A 21,962-nucleotide genomic window follows, 5' to 3' on the forward strand; every position below is an offset into this window, starting at 1 on the left:
GGGTGGGGATTCTCGGGGGTGTGCGCCGGGGGGCGCGGTTCTCGGGGGGAGAGGGGGATTCTCGGGGGCGGTGCAGGAGGAGCACTGCGGGACGCTCCTCCCCCGGCCCGTCGCGCGGGGGCGCTCCGGGCCGGGTGGAGAGGGGATCAGCTCGCGAAGGTCCAGGTGAGCGGGAGCGAGGCGGACAGGCCCTGGTAGGCGTTGGTGGCCGACGAGTCGAGGGTCACGGCGATGGAGAAGGGGGTGGAGGTGCCGGGGGTGACCGGGGCGGTGTTGAGGGTCTTGACGGCGGAGCCGGCGAGGGTCGCGGCGGTGCCCGTGAAGACGGTGGTCCCGCCGGAGGTGATCACGACGTTGAGCTTGCCGCAGAAGTCGGTGGCGGAGCCGGAGGCGCCGGCCGCGACGTTGTTGCTCTGCGAGCAGGTGGCGCCGGGAGTCAGCGTGAAGGTGTTGGCGGCGACGGTGCCGGTGTTCTTCAGCGTGATCGCGGTGGTGACGGTCTGGCCGGGGACCATCGTGGTCGATCCGCCGAACTTGTTGATGGTCGCGCAGGTCGCGGTGTTGGTGCTGATCGAGCCGCCGTCGGTGCTGAGGCAGGTGATGGGGCTGGCGCCGGTCGACTTCTCCTCCATGACGAGCGAGCCGGAGGCGGCGGTGTTGCCGGTGTTGGAGATGCTCGCGACGAAGCCGGACAGGGTGCCGGACATCGAAACGGAGAGGAGAGCGGCGGCGGCGATGCTCGTCGCGATGGCGAGGGGAGCGAAGCGGACGCGCTTGGACTTGGCGGTGTGGGTCGACATGGCAGGACTCCTGATCGGGTGGGGCGGGCTGATGCTGAAGGGGGAGGGTCCGGCTGGTGTTCCGCCGAACTCGATTGACCGCTAAGTTACTTGATGGCAAAGATACATTGCAATCGTTCTTTCACCCCCTGTCCGGGTGACAGGCCGGGACCCCCGAGGGCGACCCGTACGATGACCCCAGCCCTACCCCGAGAAGGACGAATGACCACCGAGAGACCGACCCCGCGCGACGTCGACCAGGACGCGCCCGCCGTGCAGCTGCGGCAGTCGCTCCGCCTGCTCGAGAACGCGCAGCGGCACCTCCGCGCGAGCATCGCCGCGGGCGTGGGCGTGGGCATCTCGGAGCTCACCGCGCTCGAGGTGCTCGGCGAGTCGCCCGACCTCACGCCGAAGTGGCTGGGTCTCGAGCTCTCCCTCTCGACGGGCGCCGTGACCGCGCTCCTCGACCGGCTGGCGACCGCCGGCCACGTCGACAGGCTCGCCAACCCGCAGGACCGCCGCAGCGTCCTCCTGCGCCTCACCGACTCCGGGGAGCAGCTGCTCGCGCAGGTGGACGAGCGCTACGACGAGGTCAGCGCGGAGGTGCTGAAGGCCTCCCCCGGGCTGAACGGCATGGCGGACGACCTGGCGCGTGCCGCCGCGGTCATCACCGCGCACACGATCCGCTGATCCGCGCCAGTCGCTAGGAGTCCAGCGCCCGGGTCAGGGTCCAGACGTTGCGCCCCTCGGAGCGCTCGTGCTCGAACGTGGTCGTCAGCGCCTGGATGAGGGCGAGCCCGCGGCCCGACTCGGCGAAGACGTCCGGCATCTCCCGCGGCCCCGTGCCGATGTCCGGCGGATCGGCCGTGTCGACCAGCTCCGCGTGGATCGCGTCTCCCTCGACGCGCACGACGAGGCGGCAGACGATCGTCGTCGTCGACGTCGCGTGCTGGATGACGTTGTCGACCAGCTCGACCAGCGCCGTCTCGACGGCCATGCGGTCGCGGGTCGGCAGGTCCGGGCGCTCGCCCCAGAGCTCGGCGAGCATCTCGTGGACGACCTCGCTGTCGTCCGGGGGCGTGCGGAACCCGACGCTGCGCTCAGTCACGGTACGCGTCGCCGGCCGTGTCGAAGAGGGTGAGCACCCGGTCCAGATTGGACAGCTGCAGCACCATCACGACCTGCTCGCTGGGCGCCGCGATCCGCAGGTCACCGCCCGCCTGCCGCGCGGTCTTGAGAGCGCCGACCAGGGCGCCGAGGCCGGAGGAGTCCATGAACGTCACCGCGCTGAGCTCGACGACGATGCGGGGGCTGCCCTCGTCGATCGCCCGGCGGACGGCCGAGCGCAGCTCCGGAGCCGAGGCCGCGTTGAGCCGCCCCTCCCCCCGCAGCACGGCGATGTCGGGGGCGGTCGTCTCGGTCGTGAACGTCATGCGGGGTCCTTCTCGGCGGAGCGGTCGGCGCCCGTGCGGGTCAGCACGAGGGCGGTGATGTCGTCGGACGCGGAGCCGGAGGCGGCGAGCGCCCTCAGCGCCTGCAGGAACGCGGCGGTGTCGGCGGAGTCGCGGGCGAGGTCGACCGCGCGCGCCAGGGACTGCAGCGTCCCGTCGTAGAGGTCGAGGACGCCGTCGGTGAAGGCCAGGAGCGAGTCGCCGACCGCGAGCTCCACGGTCTGGGTGATCCAGCCGCCGTCCTCCGCGATGCCCAGCGGGAGGCCCAGTGCCGCGAGCCGCTGGAACGAGCCGTCGGCGCGGAGGAGGACGGTGAGCCCGTGGCCCGCGTCGACGAAGTCGATCCGGCCGGACGCGGTGTCGAGGCGCCCGTGGAAGAGGGTCGCGAAGGTCTCGGTGGCCGTGAAGTCGTCGTGCAGCTGGGCGCTCACCGCGCTGACGACCGCGTCGGGGTCGCCGCCCAGGCGCGCCCGGAACGCGGAGCGGATCGACGCGGCCACGATCGCCGCCGCCGTCCCCTTGCCCATCACGTCCACGAGGGTCAGGTCGACCGTCTCGTCGTCGCCGCGCCAGCTGTAGAAGTCGCCGGTGATCGTCCACCGCGGCAGCGAGAGCCCCGAGAGCTCGTAGCCGGCGGGGTGGTGGAGGGAGGAGGGAGCCATCTGCGTCTGCATGTCGGCGGCGCGGTCGCGCTCCGCCGTGTCGCGCAGCTCCCGCTCGACCCACTCGCCGAACTCCTCGAGCAGCTGCCGCTCGTCCGGGGTGAGGCTCCGGGGCACGAAGTCGATGAGGCAGAGGGTGCCCAGCTGCAGGTCGCCCTCGACCGACAGCGGCCGCCCGGCGTAGAAGCGGACGTGCGGGTACCCCGCGACGTGCTCGTGCCCGGCCCACGCCTCGTCGGCACCGAGGTCCGGCACGACGAAGGTGGTGCGCTTCTCGAGCGTCGCGTCGCAGAAGGTGCCGGCGCGCGGGTACGCGAGCACGGCGTCCGGACGCTGCGGGGACTTCGTGAACAGCGTGGTGTCGTCGAGGAAGTGGATCTCGGCCACGGGCACGCGGAAGAGCTCCTCGGCCATCCGCGTGATCCGGTCGAAGCGCTCCTCCGGAGCCGACCCCATCATCTCGAGCGCCTCGAGCGCCACCAGCCGCGGATCCTGCTCGGCCTCGATCATCCGTGCCCCCTTCCCCCTGCGCGCCGCGCCGGGACTCCCCGGAGCGCACACGCACCTCCGACCGTATCGCCCCGCTTGACGGGTGGGGGACCTTCGGCGCCTCTGTACCCCTCACGGGGTACGGCTGTCGCAGATCGCGCGGTCGGGAGCGTCGGCGGTGGCCGATCCCGGCCGTCCTCGCCTCCGCCTCTTGCCGCCGGACGGAGCGGACCCCTACTCTTCACCCGACGCTCCCCCGGCGACCCGCGAGCACCCGAAGCCCGCAGGCTCGTGGGCGTCGCCTCAGGAGCGCCCGTGCCCACCCAGCCGCGTCCCCTCCGCCGATCGCGCGCGGAGACGAACCGACCCTCTCGATCCGACGCGCCCCGGCGCGGGAGCCCGCTCGCTGCGGCGCTCCTGCTCGTGACCGTCCTGATCCTCCCGCTCGCCACCGCGCCGACAGCGTCCGCCGTCGACTCGGCGGGCGACGAGTACGACGCGATGCGCCTCGCCCTCGTCGCCGATCTGACGGGCACGATCCCGGGAAGCGGGAGCGTCGGCGGCCTCGCCGCGGCGAAGGGCCGCCTCGTCGCCGAGGCCGAGGGCTACTGGTCGACGCTCGAGACCGACGGCGGCGAGCCGTGGCCGGACCTGGTCACGGGCACCTCGGCGGTGGAGGTGTGGGCCGCCTACAAGCGGGTCACCGTCCTCGCGACCGCGCTGAAGACCCCCGGCACCGCCCTCAGCGGCGACCCGGCGCTCCTCCGCGACGTCGTCACGACCGCCGACTGGCTCTCGGCGAACCGCTACAACCGCTCCACCACCGGCACCTCCCGCTGGTGGGAGCAGCAGATCGGCATCCCGCTCGAGCTGAACAGCATCACCGCCCTCCTCTACCCCGACCTCTCGGCGGCGCAGGTGCAGGCCTACCTGTCGGCCTCGACGCGCTTCGCCGACACCGTCACCCGGACCGGCGCCAACCGCGTCTGGACGGCGGCGGTCATCGCCGGGCGGGCGGTGCTGCTGAAGCAGCCTGCGAAGATCGCGGAGGCGGCCGCCGGCATCGACCCGGCGCTGCGGACGGTGGCGTTCGGCGACGGCTTCCACGCCGACGGCTCCTTCGTGCAGCACAGCGTCTTCGCCTACAGCGGCGGGTACGGGCTCTCGATGCTCGACACCCTCGACGACCTCTACGCGTTGCTCGACGGCTCCCGCTGGGAGATCACGAGCCCGGAGGGGCTCGGCGTGTACGACCGGCTCGCCTCCTCCTTCGCCCCCGTCACCTGGTGCGGCGCCGTGATGTCGACGGTCCGCGGCCGCGAGACCGCGCGGGCGGAGTCGGAGGACGGCGACGTCGGCGTCCAGCTGCAGGCGGCGGTGCTGCGCCTCGCCGACAGCGCCCCTCCCTCGGCCAGGACACGGACGAACGCGCTGGCGAAGAGCTGGCTGGCCTGCAACGCCGGCAGCCCCGTGAGCATCGAGACGGCCGGGTCCGTCAGCGACGTCGTGCGCGCGCGGCTCGTCCTCGCCGACACGGGCCTGATCGCGACCCCGATCGGCTCGGGCGTCCGGGCCTTCGCCGGGATGGACCGCTTCACGCGGACCACGGCGACCTCGGGCTTCGCCGTCGGCCTGTCGAGCACGCGGATCGCCCGCTACGAGTCGCTCAACGGCGAGAACCGCAGCGGCTGGTACACCGGCGACGGAGCGACGTCGCTCCACCTGGGCAGCGGGCGCCAGTACGACGACGGCTACTGGGCCACGGCGAACCCGTACCGGATGCCCGGCACCACCGAGGACACGATCGTCCGGAGCGCGGGCGAGGGCGCGTCGTCCCGCCCGACGACGACCTTCACCGGGAGCCTCGAGAGCCCGTCGCGGCGGACGGGGATCGCGGCGCTCGACTTCGACGCGGCGTCGGTGAGCCTGGTCGCGAAGAAGGCCTGGTTCACCTTCGACGACGAGATCCTCGCGCTCGGCTCCGGGATCACGGCGACCGACATGTCCGGGACCGGCTGGGACGGGGCGCGCCGGCGCGCGGAGACGGTGATCGACGACCGCCGCGACGTCGCTCCCGATGCGAGGCTCCGCGTCGACGGCGTCCTCCGCGGTGCGGAGGCGACCGCCACGAGCACCGCCCGCTGGGCCTCGATCACCGGCTCCGCGGAGTCGGTGGGCTACGTCTTCCCGTCGCCGATCGCCCTGACCGCGCAGGGACGGACCCGCACCGGAGCCTGGAGCGCCGTGAGCGCCGCCGGTCCGACGGCGCCGGTGACCGGCCACTACTACTCCCTCACGACGAGCCACGGCACGAACCCGACCGGCGCCTCGTACGCGTACACGGTCCTCCCCGGCGCCTCCGAGGCGGCGACCGCCGCGTACGCGGTGGACCCGGACGTGACCGTGCTCAGCAACACCCCCCAGCTGAGCGCCGCCCGCGACCGCTCGACCGGCACCGTGAGCGCCGTGTCGTGGAAGGCCGGGACCACGAGCCCCGTGCTCGTCGGAGGCACCCGGGTCGCGAGCATCACCGGCGCCGGACTGGTCTCGATCCGGGAGGACGCGGACACGGTGACCGTCTCGACGGTCGACCCGACGCAGGTCTCGACGAGCGCGCTCACCGTGACGCTCGCGCGGCCGACCGCGGGCACGGTGTCCTCGAGCGCCGCCCTGAGCGTGACGAGCAGGACGAGCACCGCGACGACGATCACGTTCCGGCCGAGCGGGCTGAAGGGAGCGACGGCGTCCATCGTGCTCGCGAAGAGGGCCGCCACTCCGGTGCCGACGGCCACGCCCACGCCGACCGCCACCGCCGCGCCGACCTCGACGCCGACCGCCACCGCGACTCCGCTCGCCGCCGTCGGGGCCGGCACCCACCAGAACGGCTCGCCGGCCGTCGCCGTCACGGGCACCTGGTCCACGACCTCCTCCTCCGCGGACAGCGGCGGAGGCGTCTCCTTCTCGTCGACAGGGGGCGCCTCCGCCACCCTCCGCTTCACCGGCACCGGAGTCTCGTGGGTGAGCCGCCGGTCCAGCACGTCCGGGATCGACGAGGTCCGCCTCGACGGCGTCCTCGTGGCCTCGGTCGACCGCTACAGCGCCACCACCCGCTCCGCCCAGACCGTCTGGACCAGCGGGACCCTGCCCGCCGGCATCCACACCGTCACGATCACCCGCGGCAGCACGCGGAATCCGGCGGCGACCGGGGGCAACCTGATCCACGACGCCTTCGTCGTGAGGAGCTGACGGCCCGGCTACCACCGGCCGCGGTGCCTGGCCAGGCCCTCGCCCGGCGGCGGGCGGGCCCGTAGCGTCGCCCGGACCGATCGACCCGCCGGGGTCACGACGAGAGGACGCGCCATGAGCAGCACGAGCGACATGATCCGGAGCCACCCCGAGGAGCTGCGCGGCGTCGATCCGGAGGTCCTGGCCGAGTGCATCGACGCGTGCGGCGCCTGCGCGCTCACCTGCACCGCCTGCGCCGACGCGTGCCTGGGCGAGGAGTCGGTCGCCGAGCTGATCCACTGCATCCGCACCGACCTCGCCTGCGCCGACGTGTGCGCCGCGACCGGCGCCGTGCTGTCGCGCCGAGGCGTCGTCGGATCCGCGGCCGTCCGCGCCCTCGTCGAGGCCTGCCTCCTGGCCTGCCGCGCCTGCGCCGACGACTGCGAGCAGCACGCCGGGATGCACGAGCACTGCCGGATCTGCGCCGAGGCCTGCCGCCGCTGCGAGCAGGCGTGCGAGAGGCTGCTCGCGCATCTCTGAGCGCGGGCGCCACCGCGGAACACCTCCCCCACCGGACTCGACGGGCGGCTGTCAACCGTCCTGCCTCGAGCGTCCGGCGCTCCTACGGTCGGTGGCGAGCACGGCGTCGCCGGGGCGCCGGAGCGATCGCAGGCGGTCCTTCCGTCCCCGACGATCCGCAGACGCTCGAGATGGAGGACGACCGTGGCCCAGACCAGCACCGAGCGCGACCGCACCGCGCCCGACCCCGACGACTCCCGCAAGCCCGACGGACCGACCGAGGTCACCAAGCGCTCCTGGGGCTACGTCCTCAAGAAGACGCTCCGTGAATTCGGCGCCGACCAGTGCACCGACATCGCGGCCGGCCTCACCTACTACGCCGTCCTCGCGCTGTTCCCCGGGCTGCTCGCGATCGTCTCGATCCTCGGCCTCTTCGGCCAGGCCGAGACCACGACCGACACTGTGCTCGAGATCGCCGGCGGATTCGTGTCGGCCGACGTCCTCGACACGGTCCGCGGCCCGATCCAGGAGCTCACCTCCAGCCCCGCCGCCGGTCTGGCCTTCGTCACCGGTGTCCTCGGCGCCCTCTGGTCCGCATCCGGCTACGTCGGCGCCTTCGGGCGCGGGATGAACCGCGTCTACGAGATCGACGAGGGCCGCCCGATCTGGAAGCTGCGCCCCACGATGCTCGCCGTCACCCTCGTGACGGTCCTCCTGCTCGTGATCGCCGGGCTGATCCTCGTGCTCAGCGGACCCGTCGCGCAGACCATCGGCGACGCCGTCGGCCTCGGCGAGGTCGCCCTGACCGTGTGGAGCATCGCCAAGTGGCCGGTTCTGATCGCGATCATGGTCGTGATCGTCGCGGTCCTCTACCACTGGTCGCCGAACGTGCGGCAGCCGAAGTTCCGCTGGACCAGCATGGGCTCGATCCTCGCCCTCGTCGTCTGGGCGCTGGCGTCGGCCGGCTTCGCGTTCTACGTCGCCAACTTCAGCAACTACAACAAGACCTACGGCGCCCTGGGCGGTGTGATCGTCTTCCTCCTCTGGCTCTGGATCACGAACCTCGCCCTGCTCTTCGGGGCCGAGTTCGACGCCGAGCTCGAGCGAGGCCGCCAGCTGCAGGCGGGCATCCCGGCGGAGGAGCACATCCAGCTCCCGCCCCGCGACACCCGGCAGAGCGAGAAGAAGGCGGAGAAGCACGCCGAGGACGTCGCCGACGGCCGCGAGCTCCGCGAGAGCGCCGGGCGCCCCGAGCGGTGATCCCGACCGGGCGGGACCTCCCGGCCCATTAGCGGAGCCGCCTCCCCGCGGCAACCCTCTTGAGGTCCCGCGGGCGGCGCGCGGAGGCTGGTCGCATGCGGAAACTGCACTACTCCAGCGGCCACCTCCTCGTCGGCGACCTGACCTGCAAGGCGGTCCTCCGGTACGCCCGGGCCCTCGCGGACGTCAACAAGTCGGACGTCGTCTCGGTGCCGGTCCTGACCGAGGGCGGCGGCCGCGCCTACGCCCACCTGCTGATCGGGCCGGCGAGCCAGCTCTGGTCGCTGCCGATCGACAGCAGCGAGGTGGAGGAGCCGGACGACGCGGAGGTCATCGCCCACATCGAGCTCGAGACGCGCCGCATGCAGCCGGCCCGTCCCTCGTGGAGCGAGGAGATGACGGACATCCCTCCGCTGGACTTCCTCGAGTACACGGACATCGCCGACCTCGAGGACGCCCGGCGCGACCCGACGGACTAGGCCGCCGCCGGCTCCTCGGTGGAGCGGGAGTCGCTGAGTGACAGCGAGCCGATCGTCGCGATCACGCCGACGAGGACCGCCACGACCAGGAAGGCGACCCGCTCACCCGCGAAGAAGCTCCGGACGAGGTCCGCGCTCCACGCGCCCGCCGGGAGGGTGGTCGCCACCAGTGCGGCGATCAGCGTGCCGACGACGGCCGTGCCGATGCTGGTGCCGATCTCCTGGGCCGTGTCGTTGAGCGCCGCACCGATCGACGTGCGGTTCGCGGGCATCGCCTCGACGAGGGCGACGGCGCAGATGGTCATGATCGTCCGCAGGCCCACCGTCATCACGACCATCATCACGGCGATCGCGAGGTAGCCCCGGTCCACCGCCCAGGACATCCCGAGCAGCGCGCCGACCAGGAGCCCGGTGCCGATCAGGCAGGCCGCGCGGTGCCCCAGCTTCGCGGCGAGGCGCTCGGTGATCGGAGTGGCGGCGAGCATCGTGACGATGACGGGCAGGTTCGCGAGGCCGGCGCGCACCGGGCTCCAGCCGTAGGCGTACTGGAAGTGCAGGATCAGGCCGAACAGGACGCTCGCGAAGGCGACCGAGGCGCCGAGCTGCGTGAGCGCCGCTCCCCGCGCGGGGCCGGCGCGGAAGATCGCGAGGTCGATCATGGGCGAGACGGCGCGGCGCTCGCGGACGACGAATCCCGCGACGGCGGCGACGGTGCCCGCGGCGCAGGCGATCGTGAGGAGCGACAGCCAGCCGTTCTCGACTCCGCTGGTGAGTGTGTAGCAGCCGAGCCCCACCGCGGCGACGGTGAGGGCGGTCCCCGGCAGGTCGAGCCGACCGGAGGTGAGGTCGGCGCGCTGGTCCGCGGGAACTCCGAGGCGCACGCCGATCCAGACCAGCAGCGCGATCGGGGCGTTGACGACGAGCAGCCACTGCCAGCTGACGGTGCTGAGGATCGAGCCGCCGAGGAGGGGGCCGAGGACCATGCCGGACATCCCGACGATCATCACGATCGTGATCGACCGCATGCGGAGCCTCTCGTCGTCGAAGAGCCGGAACACCAGCGACATCGTGACGGGCGCCATGGCGGCCGCGGCGCAGCCGAGCGCCGCGCGGAGGGCGATCAGCTGGCCGATGTCGGTGACGAGGACGACGGCGAGGCTGATCAGCCCGAACGCGGCGAGGCCGGTGAGGAGCACGCGGCGGCGGCCGAACCGGTCGGCGGCGGACCCGGCTGTCAGCAGCAGCCCGCCGAAGGTCAGGGAGTAGGCACCGGTCACCCACTGCAGTCCGGCGGTCGACCCGTCGAGTGAGCGTCCGATCGTCGGGAGGGCGATCGAGAGCAGCGTGTTGTCGACCATCTCGACGAAGAACGCGAGGCAGAGAGCGGCGAGCGGGAGTGCCGCGGAGCGGAGGGAGGTGTGAGCGCGGGACTCGGCGGAGGTGGTCGTCGGAGCGGACATCGAGGCGCCTTCCTATCGAACGCCGTTCGACTCTCGTACGGCGTTCGATAGTATGGAACGCCGTTCGGTAAGATGCAAGCCATGCCTGCAGATCGCCCGACGGAGACCGCTGCCGCGCCCTCCCCCGCCCGGGGCCGCCGCCGAGCGTCGCACTCGCTCGACACCGTGCTGGCCGAGGCGATCGCGATCCTCGACGAGTCCGGGGAGTCGGCCCTCACGTTCCGCGCGCTCGCGGCCCGACTCGGCGGCGGTGTGGCGAGCATCTACTGGTACGTCGGCAGCCGCGACGAGCTGCTGGAGCGGGCGACCGACGAGGTCATGGGTCGGGTCCTCGCCGACAGCGAGCCGCTCACCCACGGGCCGGACCCGATCGACAACGTCCGCGCCGTCGCACTGGCCCTCTTCGACGAGTGCGTCCGCCGACCCTGGTTCGGCCTCTACATGCTCCGCACGACCGGGGTGCAGCCCAACTCGATGGCGATGTACGAGCGCCTCGGGCAGCAGCTCATGGCTCTCGACCTGACGCCCCGGCAGCGGTTCCACGCCGTGTCGTCCATCGTCAGCTACGTCGTCGGAGTCGCGGCCGACCTGGCGCAGCCGCCGCCCCGCGAGTTCCTCGAGAGCGGGATGGAGAGGGGCGAGTTCCTCGAGCACCTGGCCGACCGCTGGCGCGCCCTCGATCCGGAGGAGTTCCCCTTCGGCCACCACGCGGCCGACGTCATGGCGACGCACGACGACCTCGACGTGTTCCGCTCCGGCCTCGACCTGCTGCTGGCCGGGCTCCGGCTGCAGGCGGGGCGGGGCTGAGGCCGGGTCAGCTCCCCGAGGTCCGCCGGATCGCCACCACGGTCACGTCGTCCGCCAGCATTCCCTCGGCCGCCAGGCGGGTGACGCCGGCGACCGCGTCGGCGGCGGTCGCCGGGGCGGCGACGGCCGCGTCGGCCACCCGGTCGAGGGCGGCGAGGGAGCCGTCGAAGAGGTCGAGCACACCGTCGCTGCAGATCAGCAGCAGGTCGCCGGGGTGGAGTCGGAGGCCGGTCGGCTCCCACTCCTGCGTGCCGAGGAGGCCGAGCGGCAGGTGGGCGGAGGGGATGCGCTCGCGCGAGCCGTCGGCGCGGCAGACGATCCCGAGTCCGTGCCCGGCGTCGACGAGCGCGATGTCGCCGGTCGAGGCGCTGAGCCGCAGGTGGAGGAGCGTGACGAACGCGTCGTTCGCCGACAGATCCGGCTCGACGACCCGGTCGATGAGCGCCATCGTCGCCGCGGGGCCGAGGGCGGGAGGAGTGACGCGCAGGGCGGCGCGGACCGTGGCGGCGATCATCGCGGCGCCGACCCCCTTGCCCATCACGTCGGCGACGGTGACGGCGAGCCCGTCGGGCGTGCAGCGCCAGTCGAAGAAGTCGCCGCTCACCGTCCCGCTGGGCACGCAGGCGCCGGCGACGTCGTAGCCCGGGAGGTCCGGGACCGAGCGGGGCTCGAGCCGCCGCTGCACCCTCTCGCCGTCGGCGAGCTCCTGCCGCGAGCGGGCGGCGCCGGCGGTGAGCATCTGCGCGACCTGCTCGCCGCTGAGCGACGCCATGCTGAACGACACCACGACCAGCAGCACCAGCGTGATCAGCGTGGTGGTCGGGGTCCCGAACCAGGTCGCGAACAGCTCGCTGCGCAGCCCCGCGGCCAGGAACACGGCGAACCGGAGCGCGTAGTAGAGGGAGAGGGCGCCGGAGCTCAGCAGCAGCGGCCAGCGCGTGCGCGAGCGTCCGGCGCCGAGCAGCGCGACCTCGCGGGTCGACAGGCCGATGAGGAGCGCCATCGAGGCGAGGTAGAGCGGCCCTCCCGACCAGTCGTTGACGGCGGGCGAGTCGAGGCTGGACACGCCCGTCACCACCACGGTCGGAGCGACCACCAGCCACCACGGCGTCGGCCTGCCGCGGAGGGAGCGGCTCGCCGCCCAGACCGCGGCGGCGCCGGCCACGATGAGCCCGTTGCCGAGCGGATTCGCCCACACCTGGTCGGCCGTGCCGTCGCGGAGGTAGGCGAGCGAGCCGCCCATGAACAGCGCGAGCGCCGTGCACCACCAGAAGCTGAAGGACGAGCGTGTCGACCGGTAGGTGACCAGCGCGAACAGCAGGAAGAGGGTGAGGGCGGTGACCCCGAAGGCGACGCGGAGGGTCGTGGCATCGAGCAAGGCGGGTCCGTGGCCCTTCCAGGAGACCGAGCGGCGGACGGGCGCCGTGATCAAGGGGATCCTGGCACGGCGCACGGGCCGTACGCGGCGCGCCGTGGAGGCCGGCCCCGGGGATCCGCGGCAGTGCGGCCCGTCCGCCCACCCGACGGGGGGGGGAGCAGGAGGGGGGGCTCGCACGTTCGAGGAGAGACCACCGCCCTCGCGCTCGATACAGCATCGCGTGTACCGTCGCTCCCGTGCCCGCCACCGCGACCCTCACCCACTCCGCTGCTCTCGCGCGCCTCGGATCCGCCCTGGCCGACGAGACGCGGTCCCGGATCCTGCTCGCGCTGCGCGAGGCTCCGGCCGTCCCCTCCGACCTCGCGGACGCGCTCGGGGTCTCGCGGCAGGTGATGTCGAACCAGCTCGCGTGCCTCCGCGGATGCGGGCTGGTGGAGGCCGTGAAGGACGGCCGGTACACCTGGTACCGGCTGGCCGAGACCCGGATCGCCGGGGCGCTCGACCACCTGCTCCGCCTGGCCCTCGTCGTCGATCCGGACTGCTGCTCCGGCGACGACTGCCGCTGCGCATGACCGCCCTGCGCGCTCCGCTCCTCCCCGCCCGCCGCCGCGTGCTGCAGAGGCGGATCCGCTGGATCGTCGGCGCGACCATCGCCTACAACGTGGTGGAGGCGATCGTGGCACTCGCCGCCGGGACGGTCGCCTCGTCTACCGCACTCGTCGCCTTCGGCCTCGACTCCGTGGTGGAGGTGCTCTCCGCCGCGGCCGTCGCCTGGCAGTTCTCGGGCTGCGATCCGGAGGCGCGCGAGCGCACCGCTCTGCGGGTGATCGCCGTCTCGTTCCTCGGCCTGGCCGCGTTCGTCGCCGTCGACTCGGTCCGGGCGCTGCTCGGATTCTCGGAGGCCCAGCACTCCCCCGTCGGCATCGTGCTGGCCGCCGTCAGCCTGCTGGTGATGCCCGCGTTCTCCCTGCTCGAGCGCCGGACCGGCCGCGAGCTCGGCTCGGCCTCTGCCGTCGCGGACTCGAAGCAGACGCTCCTCTGCTCGTACCTCTCCGCCGCCGTCCTGGTGGGCCTGCTGCTGAACAGCACGCTCGGATGGACGTGGGCCGACCCCGTCGCCGGCCTCGTGATCGCCGCGGTCGCCGTCCGCGAGGGCCTGGAGGCCTGGCGCGGCGAGTCCTGCACGACGCCGATCTCCGCGCTGACGAGCGAGGACTCCGAGGCCTGCGGCTGCTGCTGATGGGGCGGTGCTGTTCCCTCGAGGAGGGCGGGCTGGGACGCTCCCCCGGACCGGTCGCGACGGCCGCGCGTCGGATCGCGCGCAGCCGTTGCACGCGGCGTGGGCCGCGGGCAGGCTGAGGCGCATGTTCGTGGTGGATCCTGGACCGTCCGAGGAGTTCGAGCTTCCGACGCCCGACGAGGTGACGGCACGCTTCGGCGGGCCCCTCTTCGCGCTGACGCCTCAGCCGTCGATCGAAGAGCTCGGCGTCTCGACCGTGAGTACCACGTCGGAGGGGCGGACCCACCTCGAGTCCGCATCCCTCTCCTACGCTCTGTGGCGGAATCCGGACGACCGCAGCGATCCGGTGAACCTGGCCGACCTCGACGACGACCTGCGGGCCGAGCTCGACGGGCCGCCGCGTCGGCCGCTCCCCGACAGCCTGATGAAGGTCCGCGAGCAGATGAGGCACCCGATGCTCTGGGAAGCCGTGAGGACCACGGTGCCCCTCGACTCCGACGGGCCCTGGGCTACTCCCGAGCAGGCGCTGGTGCAGCACCTCGAGCACGTGCTGATCAATCAGTTCCGGAACGAGCGGGTGCGCGGCGGCCTGCCGGGAGACCTGCTCGGGCCCGTGACCGAGTCGGCCGTCGAGCACGGCGTCCCGGTCCTGGTGGACGGCGTGGCACGCGACGGGATGCGCGTGGACACCGACGCCCTCGTGGTCGGCCTCGGCGTCGCGTTCGAGGACCGCTTCCTCACTGCGGTCTTCGCCCGCGCCGAGCTGCCCTACCTGGAGACAACTTTCATCACGAGGCCTGCGGCCCTCTAGACGCCCGGCAGGTGGGTCTCGACGGGCGCTCGGAGGGGCGTCCGACCGCCACATCCCTCCTCCGAGCCGCGTCTTCTGGTCGGTGAGCTCGACGGATCGGCCGGGAGCGATCGCGGGGCGCCATACTGACCGGATGGATCGAGCAGAAGCCGACGAGCGGCGTCGGCTCAGAGCGCGGCGGAGCGAGCTGCGCTCGCGGATCGACGCGGATCCGCTCGCCCTCGAGGCGCGGCAGCTGCTCGCGCAGACCTATCGCGACGAGGGCTACGACGATCAGGCCGGCCGCTGGGGCGTCCTCGTGCCCGGGTGGACGACTGCTCGCGAGCGCCGGCTCTTCGTCGCAGTGATGGAGCGGACCGGAGCGAGCACGGAGGAGCGCCTGCGGAGACTGCTGGCGCTTCCGCCGGAGTCGCCGCTGGACCTCGGGGATCTCGGGGAGCTCATCGCGGACTTCGAGGCGGAGCAGGCCGAGGTCGAGCGGCCGCATCCGGACCTCGACGGGTGGCGGTGGATCGCGAACACCGGGCGGATCCTCTGCGGGATCGCACTGGTGCATGCGGTCGCGGCGATCCAGATGCTGCTGTCGGAGGCTCCGATGGAGGAGTTCCTCGTGGCCGCCCGACTCCTGCTCGTCGGAGTCGCGGCGCTGCTCGTCCTCTCCGCCGCCTTCTTCACGGCGGTCGTGGTCCGGCAACAGCGTCGCCGCCGACGGGAGAAGTGAGCGGCGGCGCTGTCGGACGGGCCTCGAGCCGTACACATGCCCGCGCTCAGGCCTCGAAGGGCAGCCTCTGCACCTGGCTGATCAGCGGCTCGGCGAATCCGGGAACCCGCACGACGATACGGAGGGCGGAGTAGGCCGCGGTGAGCGTGGCGGGGATCCGGGCCCGGAAGATCCCCGACGCGTCGGTGCTCGGTCGGAAAGCCGTGACCCAGGCGTCCGTGCCGCGGGGAACGCCCTGGAACTCGAACTGCTGCTGGAGCGGCGTCCCGTCGCCGGCGAGGAGCTCCAGGAAGACGTCGCCCGAATCGCCCACGCCCGTGAAGAAGACGTAGAGGGTGGGAGCCGCCGAGGTCGACGCCATCGCGGCGGGAGCGCCGACGACGGCGATCACGACCGGAGCGGCCCACGCGGCCTGCACCAAGGAGCGGCGCCGCGGATCGGCGACGGCGGGGCGGTCGGAGCTGAGCGGCATGCCGGGTCCTGTCGGATCGGGAGGGAGGCGCGGAGTCGCTGCGGAGAGCGGCCTCCCCAGTCTGAGGTCAGCCGCCCGCTCGCACACGGATCAGGGCACCCCCCGTTCAGCACCGCGGAGACGCCGATCAGCCGACATCCCGGCATCCCCTCACCGACCGCCGACCCGCGCCTCGACGACGTGCCGGCACCCGACCCCGCCGCGCTCCAGCTCCTCGCGCTCGCGGCGGAGCCCGACGCGGACTCGCCGCGCCTCTGCCAGCGGCAGCACCGCCTCCGGATCGACGGTCGCCAGCAGGAGCGCCGCCCGCGACCTCGCCGCCACCCGCACGTCCAGGCACGGCGTCTCCTCGGCGAGCCCGAGCAGCGCGGCCACCAGCAGCTCCAGCTCGACCGCAGTCGCGTGGAGCACCAGCACCCGCGAGGCCGGGCTCGACGGGCGGCGGACCAGGAGCGTCGCTCCGGTCATCGTCGCCGCCCTCCCCTGCCCGGGACCGGTCCGGGAGGTCCGCCCCGCCTCAGCCCTCGGCGACCGCCCGCGCGACGTCGGCGTGCACGCATGTGGTTCCTTCTCTCGTCCTGCTGCGGCGCGAACTGCACCGCACCTCCATCACACGACGTGGGCACCCGGGCCGGGGAGAGGGTTGCCACGCGCGCGTCGGCGGGTCAGGAGGCGCCGGGGATGAGAGGGTTGCGCGATGTCCACTGCGAGCGTGCCGTCGCCGCGCGCCGGAGTCCGGACCCGGCGCTTCCGGCGCCTCGCCCGCACGGGCTTCGCCGTCAACGGACTGATCCACCTCCTGATCGGCGGCCTGGCCCTGCGCGTCGCGGTCAGCGACGAGACCTCGCGGGAGGCGGACGCGTCCGGAGCGATCGGGCGCATGGCCGACTCCCCCGTCGGGCTCGTGGTGGTCTGGGCTGCGCTGGTCGGGCTGGTCGCGCTCGGGCTCTGGCAGCTCTCCCTCGGCGGGCGCTCCTCCGCGCCGGGGCTCCCCGCCCGCCTGGGCCGCCGGATCGTCGAGTCGGGCAAGGGCTTCGCCTCGCTCACGCTCGCGGGCACCACGCTCGTCTTCGCGCTCGGCGGCTCGACGAGCTCCTCGGCCACGATCCGCCGCATCAACACCGAGCTGCTGACGAGCACCGTCGGCGTCGTGATCCTCGTGATCGTCGGCGGGATCGTGCTGGGCAGCGGGATCGGCTTCGTCGCGATCGGGATCCGGCGCGGCTTCCGCAAGCTCGTCCGCATCCCCGAGGGCCCGACGGGGACGGCCGTGCTGATCCTCGGCGCGACCGGTTACATCACGAAGGGGCTCGCTCTGGGCCTGGCCGGCGGGATCTTCGTGGTCGCGGCGCTGACCGGTGACGCCCGCCAGGCGACCGGGCTCGACGGAGCCATCCGCTTCCTCGACGTCCCTCCGTACGGCACGATCGCCCTGACCCTCGTCAGCGCGGGACTGGTCATGTACGGGCTGTTCCTCGTCGCCCGGGCGAAGCTCGCGAAGCTCTGAGCCGACGCGGCAGTCGTTCACAGTCGCCACCCATATCGCTGAGTATCGTTCGGAGAAACAGGAGGTCATCATGAACGGATCGTCATCGACCGGCGCGTTCGGCACCGGCACGCCCATCGAGAGCATCTGGCGCGCGATGGAGCAGGCCCGCTCCCGCATGGAGAAGCGCGTCGGCTCCCGGGTCGGCCGCGGGGACGTGCGCACCGCGGTGCTCGCGCTCCTCGCCGAGCAGCCCATGCACGGCTACCAGATCATCCGCGAGATCGAGGAGCGCAGCGGAGGCGACTGGAAGCCGAGCCCCGGCTCCGTCTACCCGACCCTCCAGCTCCTCGCGGACGAGGGCCTCATCACGGCCGACGAGCAGAACGGCCGCAAGACCTACACGCTGACCGACGCCGGCCGCGCGACGGTCGCCGAGCACGGCACCTCGACCCCGTGGAACGACTCCGACCACGTCGACTTCGGCGCCCTGCCCAAGGCGGGCCTCGAGCTCGCCCAGGCCGCGGCCCAGGTCGGACGCTCGGGCACCCCTGAGCAGATCCGCAAGGCCGTCGCCGAACTCGAGGACGTGCGCCGCCGCCTGTACGCGATCCTCGCGCAGGACTGACCCGGGTGGCCTCGGTCAGCCCGGGTCCTGCCGCCCCGGGCCACCGAGAGCGGGAGGACCGGCGGCGCTACCGCCGGATCCTCCGCTTCGCCGCGTGGCATCTCGCGGTCACCTGGTTCTTCGACCTGCTCCTGCCGCGGGTGGGGCTCACGCGCGTCGCGCTCCGCACCCGGCCCGGCCGGATGCGCCGCTTCGCCCGCAGCTTCCACGTGCTCGCGGTCGACCTCGGCGGCCTGATGATCAAGGTCGGCCAGTTCATGTCGTCGCGCCTGGACGTGCTGCCGCCCGAGATCACCCGGGAGCTGGAGGGGCTGCAGGACGAGGTCCCGCCCGTCCCGTTCCCGCGGATCCGGGCGCTGGCCGAGTCCGAGCTCGGGCTGCCGCTCGAGCGCGCGTACGCCGGAGTCGACGAGTCGCCCGTCGCCGCCGCCTCTCTCGGGCAAGCCCACCGCGCCCGGCTCTCCCCCGTCGACGCCGAGGACACCGGCTACTCCGCCGCCATCATGAAGGTGCAGCGGCCGGGGATCGACCAGATCGTCGAGGTCGACCTCGCGGCTCTGCGCCGCGTCGGCGGCTGGCTCAGCCACGTGCGCCTGGTCTCGGACCGCGTCGACGCCCCGGCGCTCGTCGAGGAGTTCGCGGTCACCAGCCTCGAGGAGATCGACTACCTGCAGGAGGCGGCCAACTCCGTCCGCTTCGCCGCCGACTTCGCGGGCGACGCCCGGGTGGCCGTCCCGGACGTGGTCTGGGAGCGCTCGACCCGCAAGGTGCTCACGCTCGAGGACGTCACCGCGATCAAGATCACCGACCACGCCGCGCTGCTGGCCGCCGGGATCGACCCGCGGGAGGTCGCTCCGGTCTTCGCGGCCGTGATGTTCGACCAGCTCTTCACCAACGGCTACTTCCACGCGGATCCGCACCCCGGCAACGTCTTCGTCACGCCGACCCCCGGGGGCGAGCTGCCCTGGCGCCTCACCTTCATCGACTTCGGGATGATGGGCGAGGTGCCGCCGAGCACCCGCGCGGGCCTGCGCCGGATGCTGATCGCCGCCGCCTCCCGCGACGGCAAGGGGCTCGTCGACGCGGCCCGCGCGGTCGGCGTCCTCCTCCCCTCGGCCGACTCCCGCGAGCTGGAGCGGGCGCTCACGCAGCTCTTCGCCCGCTTCGGCGGCATGGGCTTCGCCGAGCTGCGGGAGGTGGATCCGCGCGAGTTCCGCGACTTCGCCGTGCAGTTCGGCGACGTCGTGCGCGCGCTGCCGTTCCAGCTCCCCGAGAACTTCCTGCTCGTCATCCGCGCGATGTCGCTGACCTCGGGCGTCTGCAGCGCGCTCGACCCGGCCTTCAACCTGTGGGACTCGGTCGAGCCCTACGCGCAGCAGCTGATCCGCGAGGAGCGCGGCTCCGTCGTGCAGGACGTCGGCAAGCAGGCCGTCGACACGCTCGGCCTGATCTGGCGCCTGCCGCGCCGGCTCGACGAGCTCGTCACGACCCTCGACGACGGCGAGCTCGCGGTCACCGTCCCCACGATCGAGCGCCGGCTGAACCGGCTCGAGGGCACCGTCCGCCGCGTGATCTCGGCCGTGCTGTTCGCGGGACTGCTGATCGCCGGCGCCGTCGTGCGCCCGGACGACAGCGGCTTCGGGACCGTGCTGATGATCGCGTCGGCGCTGCCGCTGCTGCACGCCCTGCTGGCCCGCGGTCCGCGCGGCTGACGGCCGCCGTCAGGCCGCGGCCGCCGCGTCGCATCCGTCACCTCCTCCGCTCACCTCACCGGCGGCGCGGTCGACATCGGCTACACGGACGCGGACAGCCGGCTCGCGCAGCACGGCACCGACTACGGGCTCTGCCAGATCTACGCGAACGAGATCTGGCACTTCGAGCTCGCCACCGAGCCGGGCGGCGACTGCCCGGAGCAGCTCCCCGACGCGAGCGCGACCTGAGCGGCTCTCCCGCGCTCCCGAGGATCCGATGCGTCGCGAAGGGTCGTCATCGGAGCCGCGTGGGAGCCGTTCGCGACGCATCGATCGCCCAGGCGGCCGGGCTCAGCGGCTGGTGAGCAGCTCGACGAACTCGTCCGCCATCGCGAGCTGGGCGCTCAGCGCCTCGCGGCGCTCGCGGGCCTGCGCGACGAAGGCGTCGAGCCGCGCGCGGACCTCGGCCGGCGCGTCGTCGCCCTCGGCCTCGAGGGTGTCGATCACGCGGAGCAGCGCGGCCATCTCCTCCAGCGAGAAGCCGAGCGGCTTCATGCGGCGGATGAGGATCAGGCGGTCGTAGTCGGTGGACGTGTAGAGGCGGAAGCCGCCCTCGGTGCGGCCGGACGCCTTCACGAGGCCGATCTCGTCGTAGTGGCGCAGGGTCCGGAGCGAGAGGCCGGTCCGCTCGGCGAGCTCGCCGATGTGCATGGTGCCGATCCTGCTCACCCCTTCAGATCTACCCTTACGTGAGGGTAGGGTTGCACGTGCTGCTGACACGCCTCTGCAAGCTTGGCATCCCCGCCCGCTTCCGCCGACCCGATGCCGCAGCCCTCCGCGCTCCTCGTCGAGCACCCCTCCCACTCCCTGGAGCCGCCGCGATGGCCCTCGCCTCGAAGACCCCTGCCCGCCCGCACGCCGAGCCCACAGTGATGACGGCGCTGCGCACCCCCCGCATCCTGACCCGCGAGGTCCTCGCCGGCCTCGTGGTCGCGCTCGCGCTCATCCCCGAGGCGATCTCGTTCTCGATCATCGCGGGCGTGGATCCGCGGGTCGGCCTCTTCTCGTCGTTCGTGATGGCCGTGTCGATCGCGTTCCTCGGCGGACGCCCCGCGATGATCACCGCCGCCACGGGCGCCGTCGCCCTGGTGATCGCCCCCGTCGCCCGCGACTACGGGATGGACTACTTCATCGCGACGGTGATCCTCGCGGGCGTGTTCCAGATCGTGCTCGGGCTGCTCGGAGTGGCGAAGCTCATGCGCTTCATCCCCCGCAGCGTGATGGTCGGATTCGTGAACGCGCTGGCGATCCTGATCTTCTCGGCGCAGATCCCCAACCTGATCGGCGTGCCCTGGCTGGTCTACCCGCTGGTCGCCGTCGGCATCGTGATCATGGTAGTGATGCCGCGCCTGACGAAGGCCGTTCCGGCGCCTCTCGTCGCCATCGTCCTCATCACCGCGGCGGTCGTCGTCACGGCGGTCGCCGTCCCCACCGTGGGCGATCAGGGCGAGCTGCCCCGCAGCCTCCCCGAGCTGTTCGTGCCGAACGTACCGCTGACCTGGGAGACCTTCACGACCATCGCGCCGTACGCCGTCGCGATGGCGCTCGTCGGACTCCTGGAGTCGCTGATGACCGCGAAGCTCGTCGACGACATCACCGACACCCCCTCCCGCAAGACCCGCGAGTCGCTCGGGCAGGGCGCCGCGAACGTGCTCTCCGGCCTGTTCGGCGGCATGGGCGGCTGCGCGATGATCGGCCAGACGATGATCAACGTGAAGGCGTCCGGCGCCCGCACCCGCATCTCGACCTTCCTCGCCGGCGTGTTCCTCCTGATCCTCGTCGTCGCGCTCGGCGACCTCGTCGCGATCATCCCGATGGCCGCGCTGGTCGCGGTGATGGTGATGGTCTCGGTGGCGACGTTCGACTGGCACAGCATCCGCCCGTCGACCTTGAAGCGGATGCCCGTGGGCGAGACGGTCGTCATGATCGCCACGGTCGTCGTGGTCGTCCTCACCCACAACCTGGCGATCGGAGTCGTCGTCGGCGTCCTCGCCGCCATGGTCGTCTTCGCCCGCCGGGTCGCCCACTTCGCCACCGTCGAGCGCACCCTCTCGGCCGACGGATCGACGGCCCACTACACGGTGACCGGCGAGCTGTTCTTCGCCTCCAGCAACGACCTGACCACGCAGTTCTCCTACGCAGAGGACCCCGCGCACGTCGTGATCGACCTCTCCGGCTCCCACATCTGGGACGCCTCGACCGTCGCCGCGCTGGACGCCGTCACGACCAAGTACGAGCGCCACGGCACCCGCGCCGTGATCGAGGGCATGAACGACGCCTCCACCCGGATGCACGGCCGCCTCGCCGGGAACCTCGGCGCGGGGCACTGAGGGTCGGGGCTGCG

The 21,962-nt window shown here is 72.9% G+C and carries 23 protein-coding genes; 14 read left to right on the forward strand and 9 right to left on the reverse strand.

What is annotated here, in order from left to right:
- Positions 1 to 146 precede the first annotated feature (146 nt).
- Positions 147 to 800, reverse strand: coding sequence for a hypothetical protein (locus tag C5C57_RS13370; protein WP_104234050.1), 654 nt, complete (start codon positions 798 to 800; stop codon positions 147 to 149).
- 201 nt (positions 801 to 1,001) lie between these two features.
- Between C5C57_RS13370 and C5C57_RS13375 the strand changes: the two genes are divergently transcribed.
- Positions 1,002 to 1,469 (forward strand): MarR family transcriptional regulator, encoded by a 468-nt coding sequence (locus C5C57_RS13375; protein WP_104297715.1) that lies wholly within the window; start codon positions 1,002 to 1,004, stop codon positions 1,467 to 1,469.
- Positions 1,470 to 1,482: 13 nt separating this feature from the next.
- Here C5C57_RS13375 and C5C57_RS13380 read toward each other — a convergent pair whose 3' ends face one another.
- From C5C57_RS13380 to C5C57_RS13390, 3 genes are read right to left on the reverse strand one after another with little or no spacing between them, the layout of a single operon-like run.
- A complete protein-coding gene (locus tag C5C57_RS13380) occupies positions 1,483 to 1,887 on the reverse strand; it encodes an ATP-binding protein (protein ID WP_104297716.1) in 405 nt (134 codons plus the stop codon).
- A complete protein-coding gene (locus tag C5C57_RS13385; RefSeq protein WP_104227127.1) occupies positions 1,880 to 2,212 on the reverse strand; it encodes an STAS domain-containing protein in 333 nt (110 codons plus the stop codon). The genes C5C57_RS13380 and C5C57_RS13385 overlap by 8 nt, the downstream gene beginning before the upstream one ends.
- Positions 2,209 to 3,402, reverse strand: coding sequence for a PP2C family protein-serine/threonine phosphatase (locus C5C57_RS13390; protein WP_104256699.1), 1,194 nt, complete (start codon positions 3,400 to 3,402; stop codon positions 2,209 to 2,211). Before C5C57_RS13390 ends, C5C57_RS13385 begins: the two co-directional genes overlap by 4 nt.
- Positions 3,403 to 3,804: 402 nt before the next feature.
- On the opposite strand from C5C57_RS13390, the gene C5C57_RS13395 reads away from it, so the two are divergent.
- The 4 genes from C5C57_RS13395 (at position 3,805) to C5C57_RS13410 (ending at position 8,864) form a co-directional block, all read left to right on the forward strand.
- Entirely contained in the window at positions 3,805 to 6,627 is a 2,823-nt protein-coding gene (locus tag C5C57_RS13395) for a polysaccharide lyase 8 family protein (protein ID WP_146082427.1), read from the forward strand.
- A 114-nt stretch (positions 6,628 to 6,741) separates the two neighbouring features.
- Positions 6,742 to 7,146, forward strand: coding sequence for a four-helix bundle copper-binding protein (locus C5C57_RS13400; RefSeq protein WP_104297718.1), 405 nt, complete (start codon positions 6,742 to 6,744; stop codon positions 7,144 to 7,146).
- 183 nt (positions 7,147 to 7,329) lie between these two features.
- Entirely contained in the window at positions 7,330 to 8,385 is a 1,056-nt protein-coding gene (locus C5C57_RS13405) for a YihY/virulence factor BrkB family protein (protein ID WP_104297719.1), read from the forward strand.
- A gap of 95 nt (positions 8,386 to 8,480) precedes the next feature.
- Entirely contained in the window at positions 8,481 to 8,864 is a 384-nt protein-coding gene (locus tag C5C57_RS13410; RefSeq protein ID WP_104261204.1) for a hypothetical protein, read from the forward strand.
- Here C5C57_RS13410 and C5C57_RS13415 read toward each other — a convergent pair.
- Complete coding sequence (locus C5C57_RS13415; RefSeq protein ID WP_104269623.1) at positions 8,861 to 10,324, reverse strand: MFS transporter; 1,464 nt, start codon at positions 10,322 to 10,324, stop codon at positions 8,861 to 8,863. The genes C5C57_RS13410 and C5C57_RS13415 overlap by 4 nt on opposite strands.
- A gap of 81 nt (positions 10,325 to 10,405) precedes the next feature.
- Between C5C57_RS13415 and C5C57_RS13420 the strand changes: the two genes are divergently transcribed.
- A complete protein-coding gene (locus C5C57_RS13420) occupies positions 10,406 to 11,131 on the forward strand; it encodes a TetR/AcrR family transcriptional regulator (protein WP_219812210.1) in 726 nt (241 codons plus the stop codon).
- Between the two features lie 7 nt (positions 11,132 to 11,138).
- Here the strand turns inward: C5C57_RS13420 and C5C57_RS13425 are convergent, their stop codons facing one another.
- Positions 11,139 to 12,563: a PP2C family protein-serine/threonine phosphatase gene (locus C5C57_RS13425; protein WP_104297720.1), complete on the reverse strand. Its 1,425-nt coding sequence runs from the start codon at positions 12,561 to 12,563 to the stop codon at positions 11,139 to 11,141.
- A 182-nt stretch (positions 12,564 to 12,745) separates the two neighbouring features.
- Between C5C57_RS13425 and C5C57_RS13430 the strand changes: the two genes are divergently transcribed.
- The 4 genes from C5C57_RS13430 (at position 12,746) to C5C57_RS13445 (ending at position 15,281) form a co-directional block, all read left to right on the forward strand.
- On the forward strand, positions 12,746 to 13,081 hold the full coding sequence (locus tag C5C57_RS13430; protein ID WP_104234042.1) for a helix-turn-helix transcriptional regulator: 336 nt from the start codon (positions 12,746 to 12,748) through the stop codon (positions 13,079 to 13,081).
- The gene (locus tag C5C57_RS13435; RefSeq protein ID WP_104297721.1) at positions 13,078 to 13,749 is read left to right on the forward strand and encodes a cation diffusion facilitator family transporter; all 672 of its coding nucleotides are present in this window, start codon (positions 13,078 to 13,080) and stop codon (positions 13,747 to 13,749) included. Before C5C57_RS13430 ends, C5C57_RS13435 begins: the two co-directional genes overlap by 4 nt.
- 130 nt (positions 13,750 to 13,879) lie before the next feature.
- Positions 13,880 to 14,560, forward strand: coding sequence for a hypothetical protein (locus tag C5C57_RS13440; RefSeq protein WP_146082428.1), 681 nt, complete (start codon positions 13,880 to 13,882; stop codon positions 14,558 to 14,560).
- 133 nt (positions 14,561 to 14,693) lie between these two features.
- Positions 14,694 to 15,281 (forward strand): hypothetical protein, encoded by a 588-nt coding sequence (locus C5C57_RS13445; RefSeq protein ID WP_104227138.1) that lies wholly within the window; start codon positions 14,694 to 14,696, stop codon positions 15,279 to 15,281.
- Positions 15,282 to 15,327: 46 nt separating this feature from the next.
- On the opposite strand, the gene C5C57_RS13450 is transcribed toward C5C57_RS13445, so the two are convergent.
- Complete coding sequence (locus tag C5C57_RS13450; protein ID WP_104227139.1) at positions 15,328 to 15,753, reverse strand: hypothetical protein; 426 nt, start codon at positions 15,751 to 15,753, stop codon at positions 15,328 to 15,330.
- A 150-nt stretch (positions 15,754 to 15,903) separates the two neighbouring features.
- Positions 15,904 to 16,221 carry a hypothetical protein gene (locus C5C57_RS13455; RefSeq protein ID WP_104297723.1) on the reverse strand — a complete coding sequence of 106 codons (318 nt, stop codon included), beginning with the start codon at positions 16,219 to 16,221 and terminating at the stop codon, positions 15,904 to 15,906.
- 229 nt (positions 16,222 to 16,450) lie between these two features.
- Between C5C57_RS13455 and C5C57_RS13460 the strand changes: the two genes are divergently transcribed.
- The 3 genes from C5C57_RS13460 to C5C57_RS13470 all read left to right on the forward strand — a co-directional run bounded on the left by C5C57_RS13460 (position 16,451) and on the right by C5C57_RS13470 (position 19,579).
- Positions 16,451 to 17,260, forward strand: coding sequence for a DUF1206 domain-containing protein (locus tag C5C57_RS13460; RefSeq protein WP_104227140.1), 810 nt, complete (start codon positions 16,451 to 16,453; stop codon positions 17,258 to 17,260).
- Positions 17,261 to 17,330: 70 nt separating this feature from the next.
- A complete protein-coding gene (locus C5C57_RS13465; RefSeq protein ID WP_104224292.1) occupies positions 17,331 to 17,867 on the forward strand; it encodes a PadR family transcriptional regulator in 537 nt (178 codons plus the stop codon).
- A 5-nt stretch (positions 17,868 to 17,872) separates the two neighbouring features.
- Positions 17,873 to 19,579 (forward strand): AarF/ABC1/UbiB kinase family protein, encoded by a 1,707-nt coding sequence (locus C5C57_RS13470; RefSeq protein WP_104267906.1) that lies wholly within the window; start codon positions 17,873 to 17,875, stop codon positions 19,577 to 19,579.
- Between the two features lie 330 nt (positions 19,580 to 19,909).
- Here C5C57_RS13470 and C5C57_RS13480 read toward each other — a convergent pair whose 3' ends face one another.
- Complete coding sequence (locus C5C57_RS13480) at positions 19,910 to 20,269, reverse strand: MerR family DNA-binding transcriptional regulator (protein ID WP_104247741.1); 360 nt, start codon at positions 20,267 to 20,269, stop codon at positions 19,910 to 19,912.
- Positions 20,270 to 20,439: 170 nt separating this feature from the next.
- Here C5C57_RS13480 and C5C57_RS13485 point away from each other — a divergent pair, with 170 nt between their 5' ends.
- Positions 20,440 to 21,948, forward strand: coding sequence for a SulP family inorganic anion transporter (locus tag C5C57_RS13485; protein WP_104247742.1), 1,509 nt, complete (start codon positions 20,440 to 20,442; stop codon positions 21,946 to 21,948).
- Positions 21,949 to 21,962: the final 14 nt, after the last annotated feature.

Origin of the sequence: Rathayibacter sp. AY1C5 (assembly GCF_002931705.1) — a bacterium.
In the GTDB taxonomy this organism is placed as follows: Bacteria; Actinomycetota; Actinomycetes; order Actinomycetales; family Microbacteriaceae; genus Rathayibacter.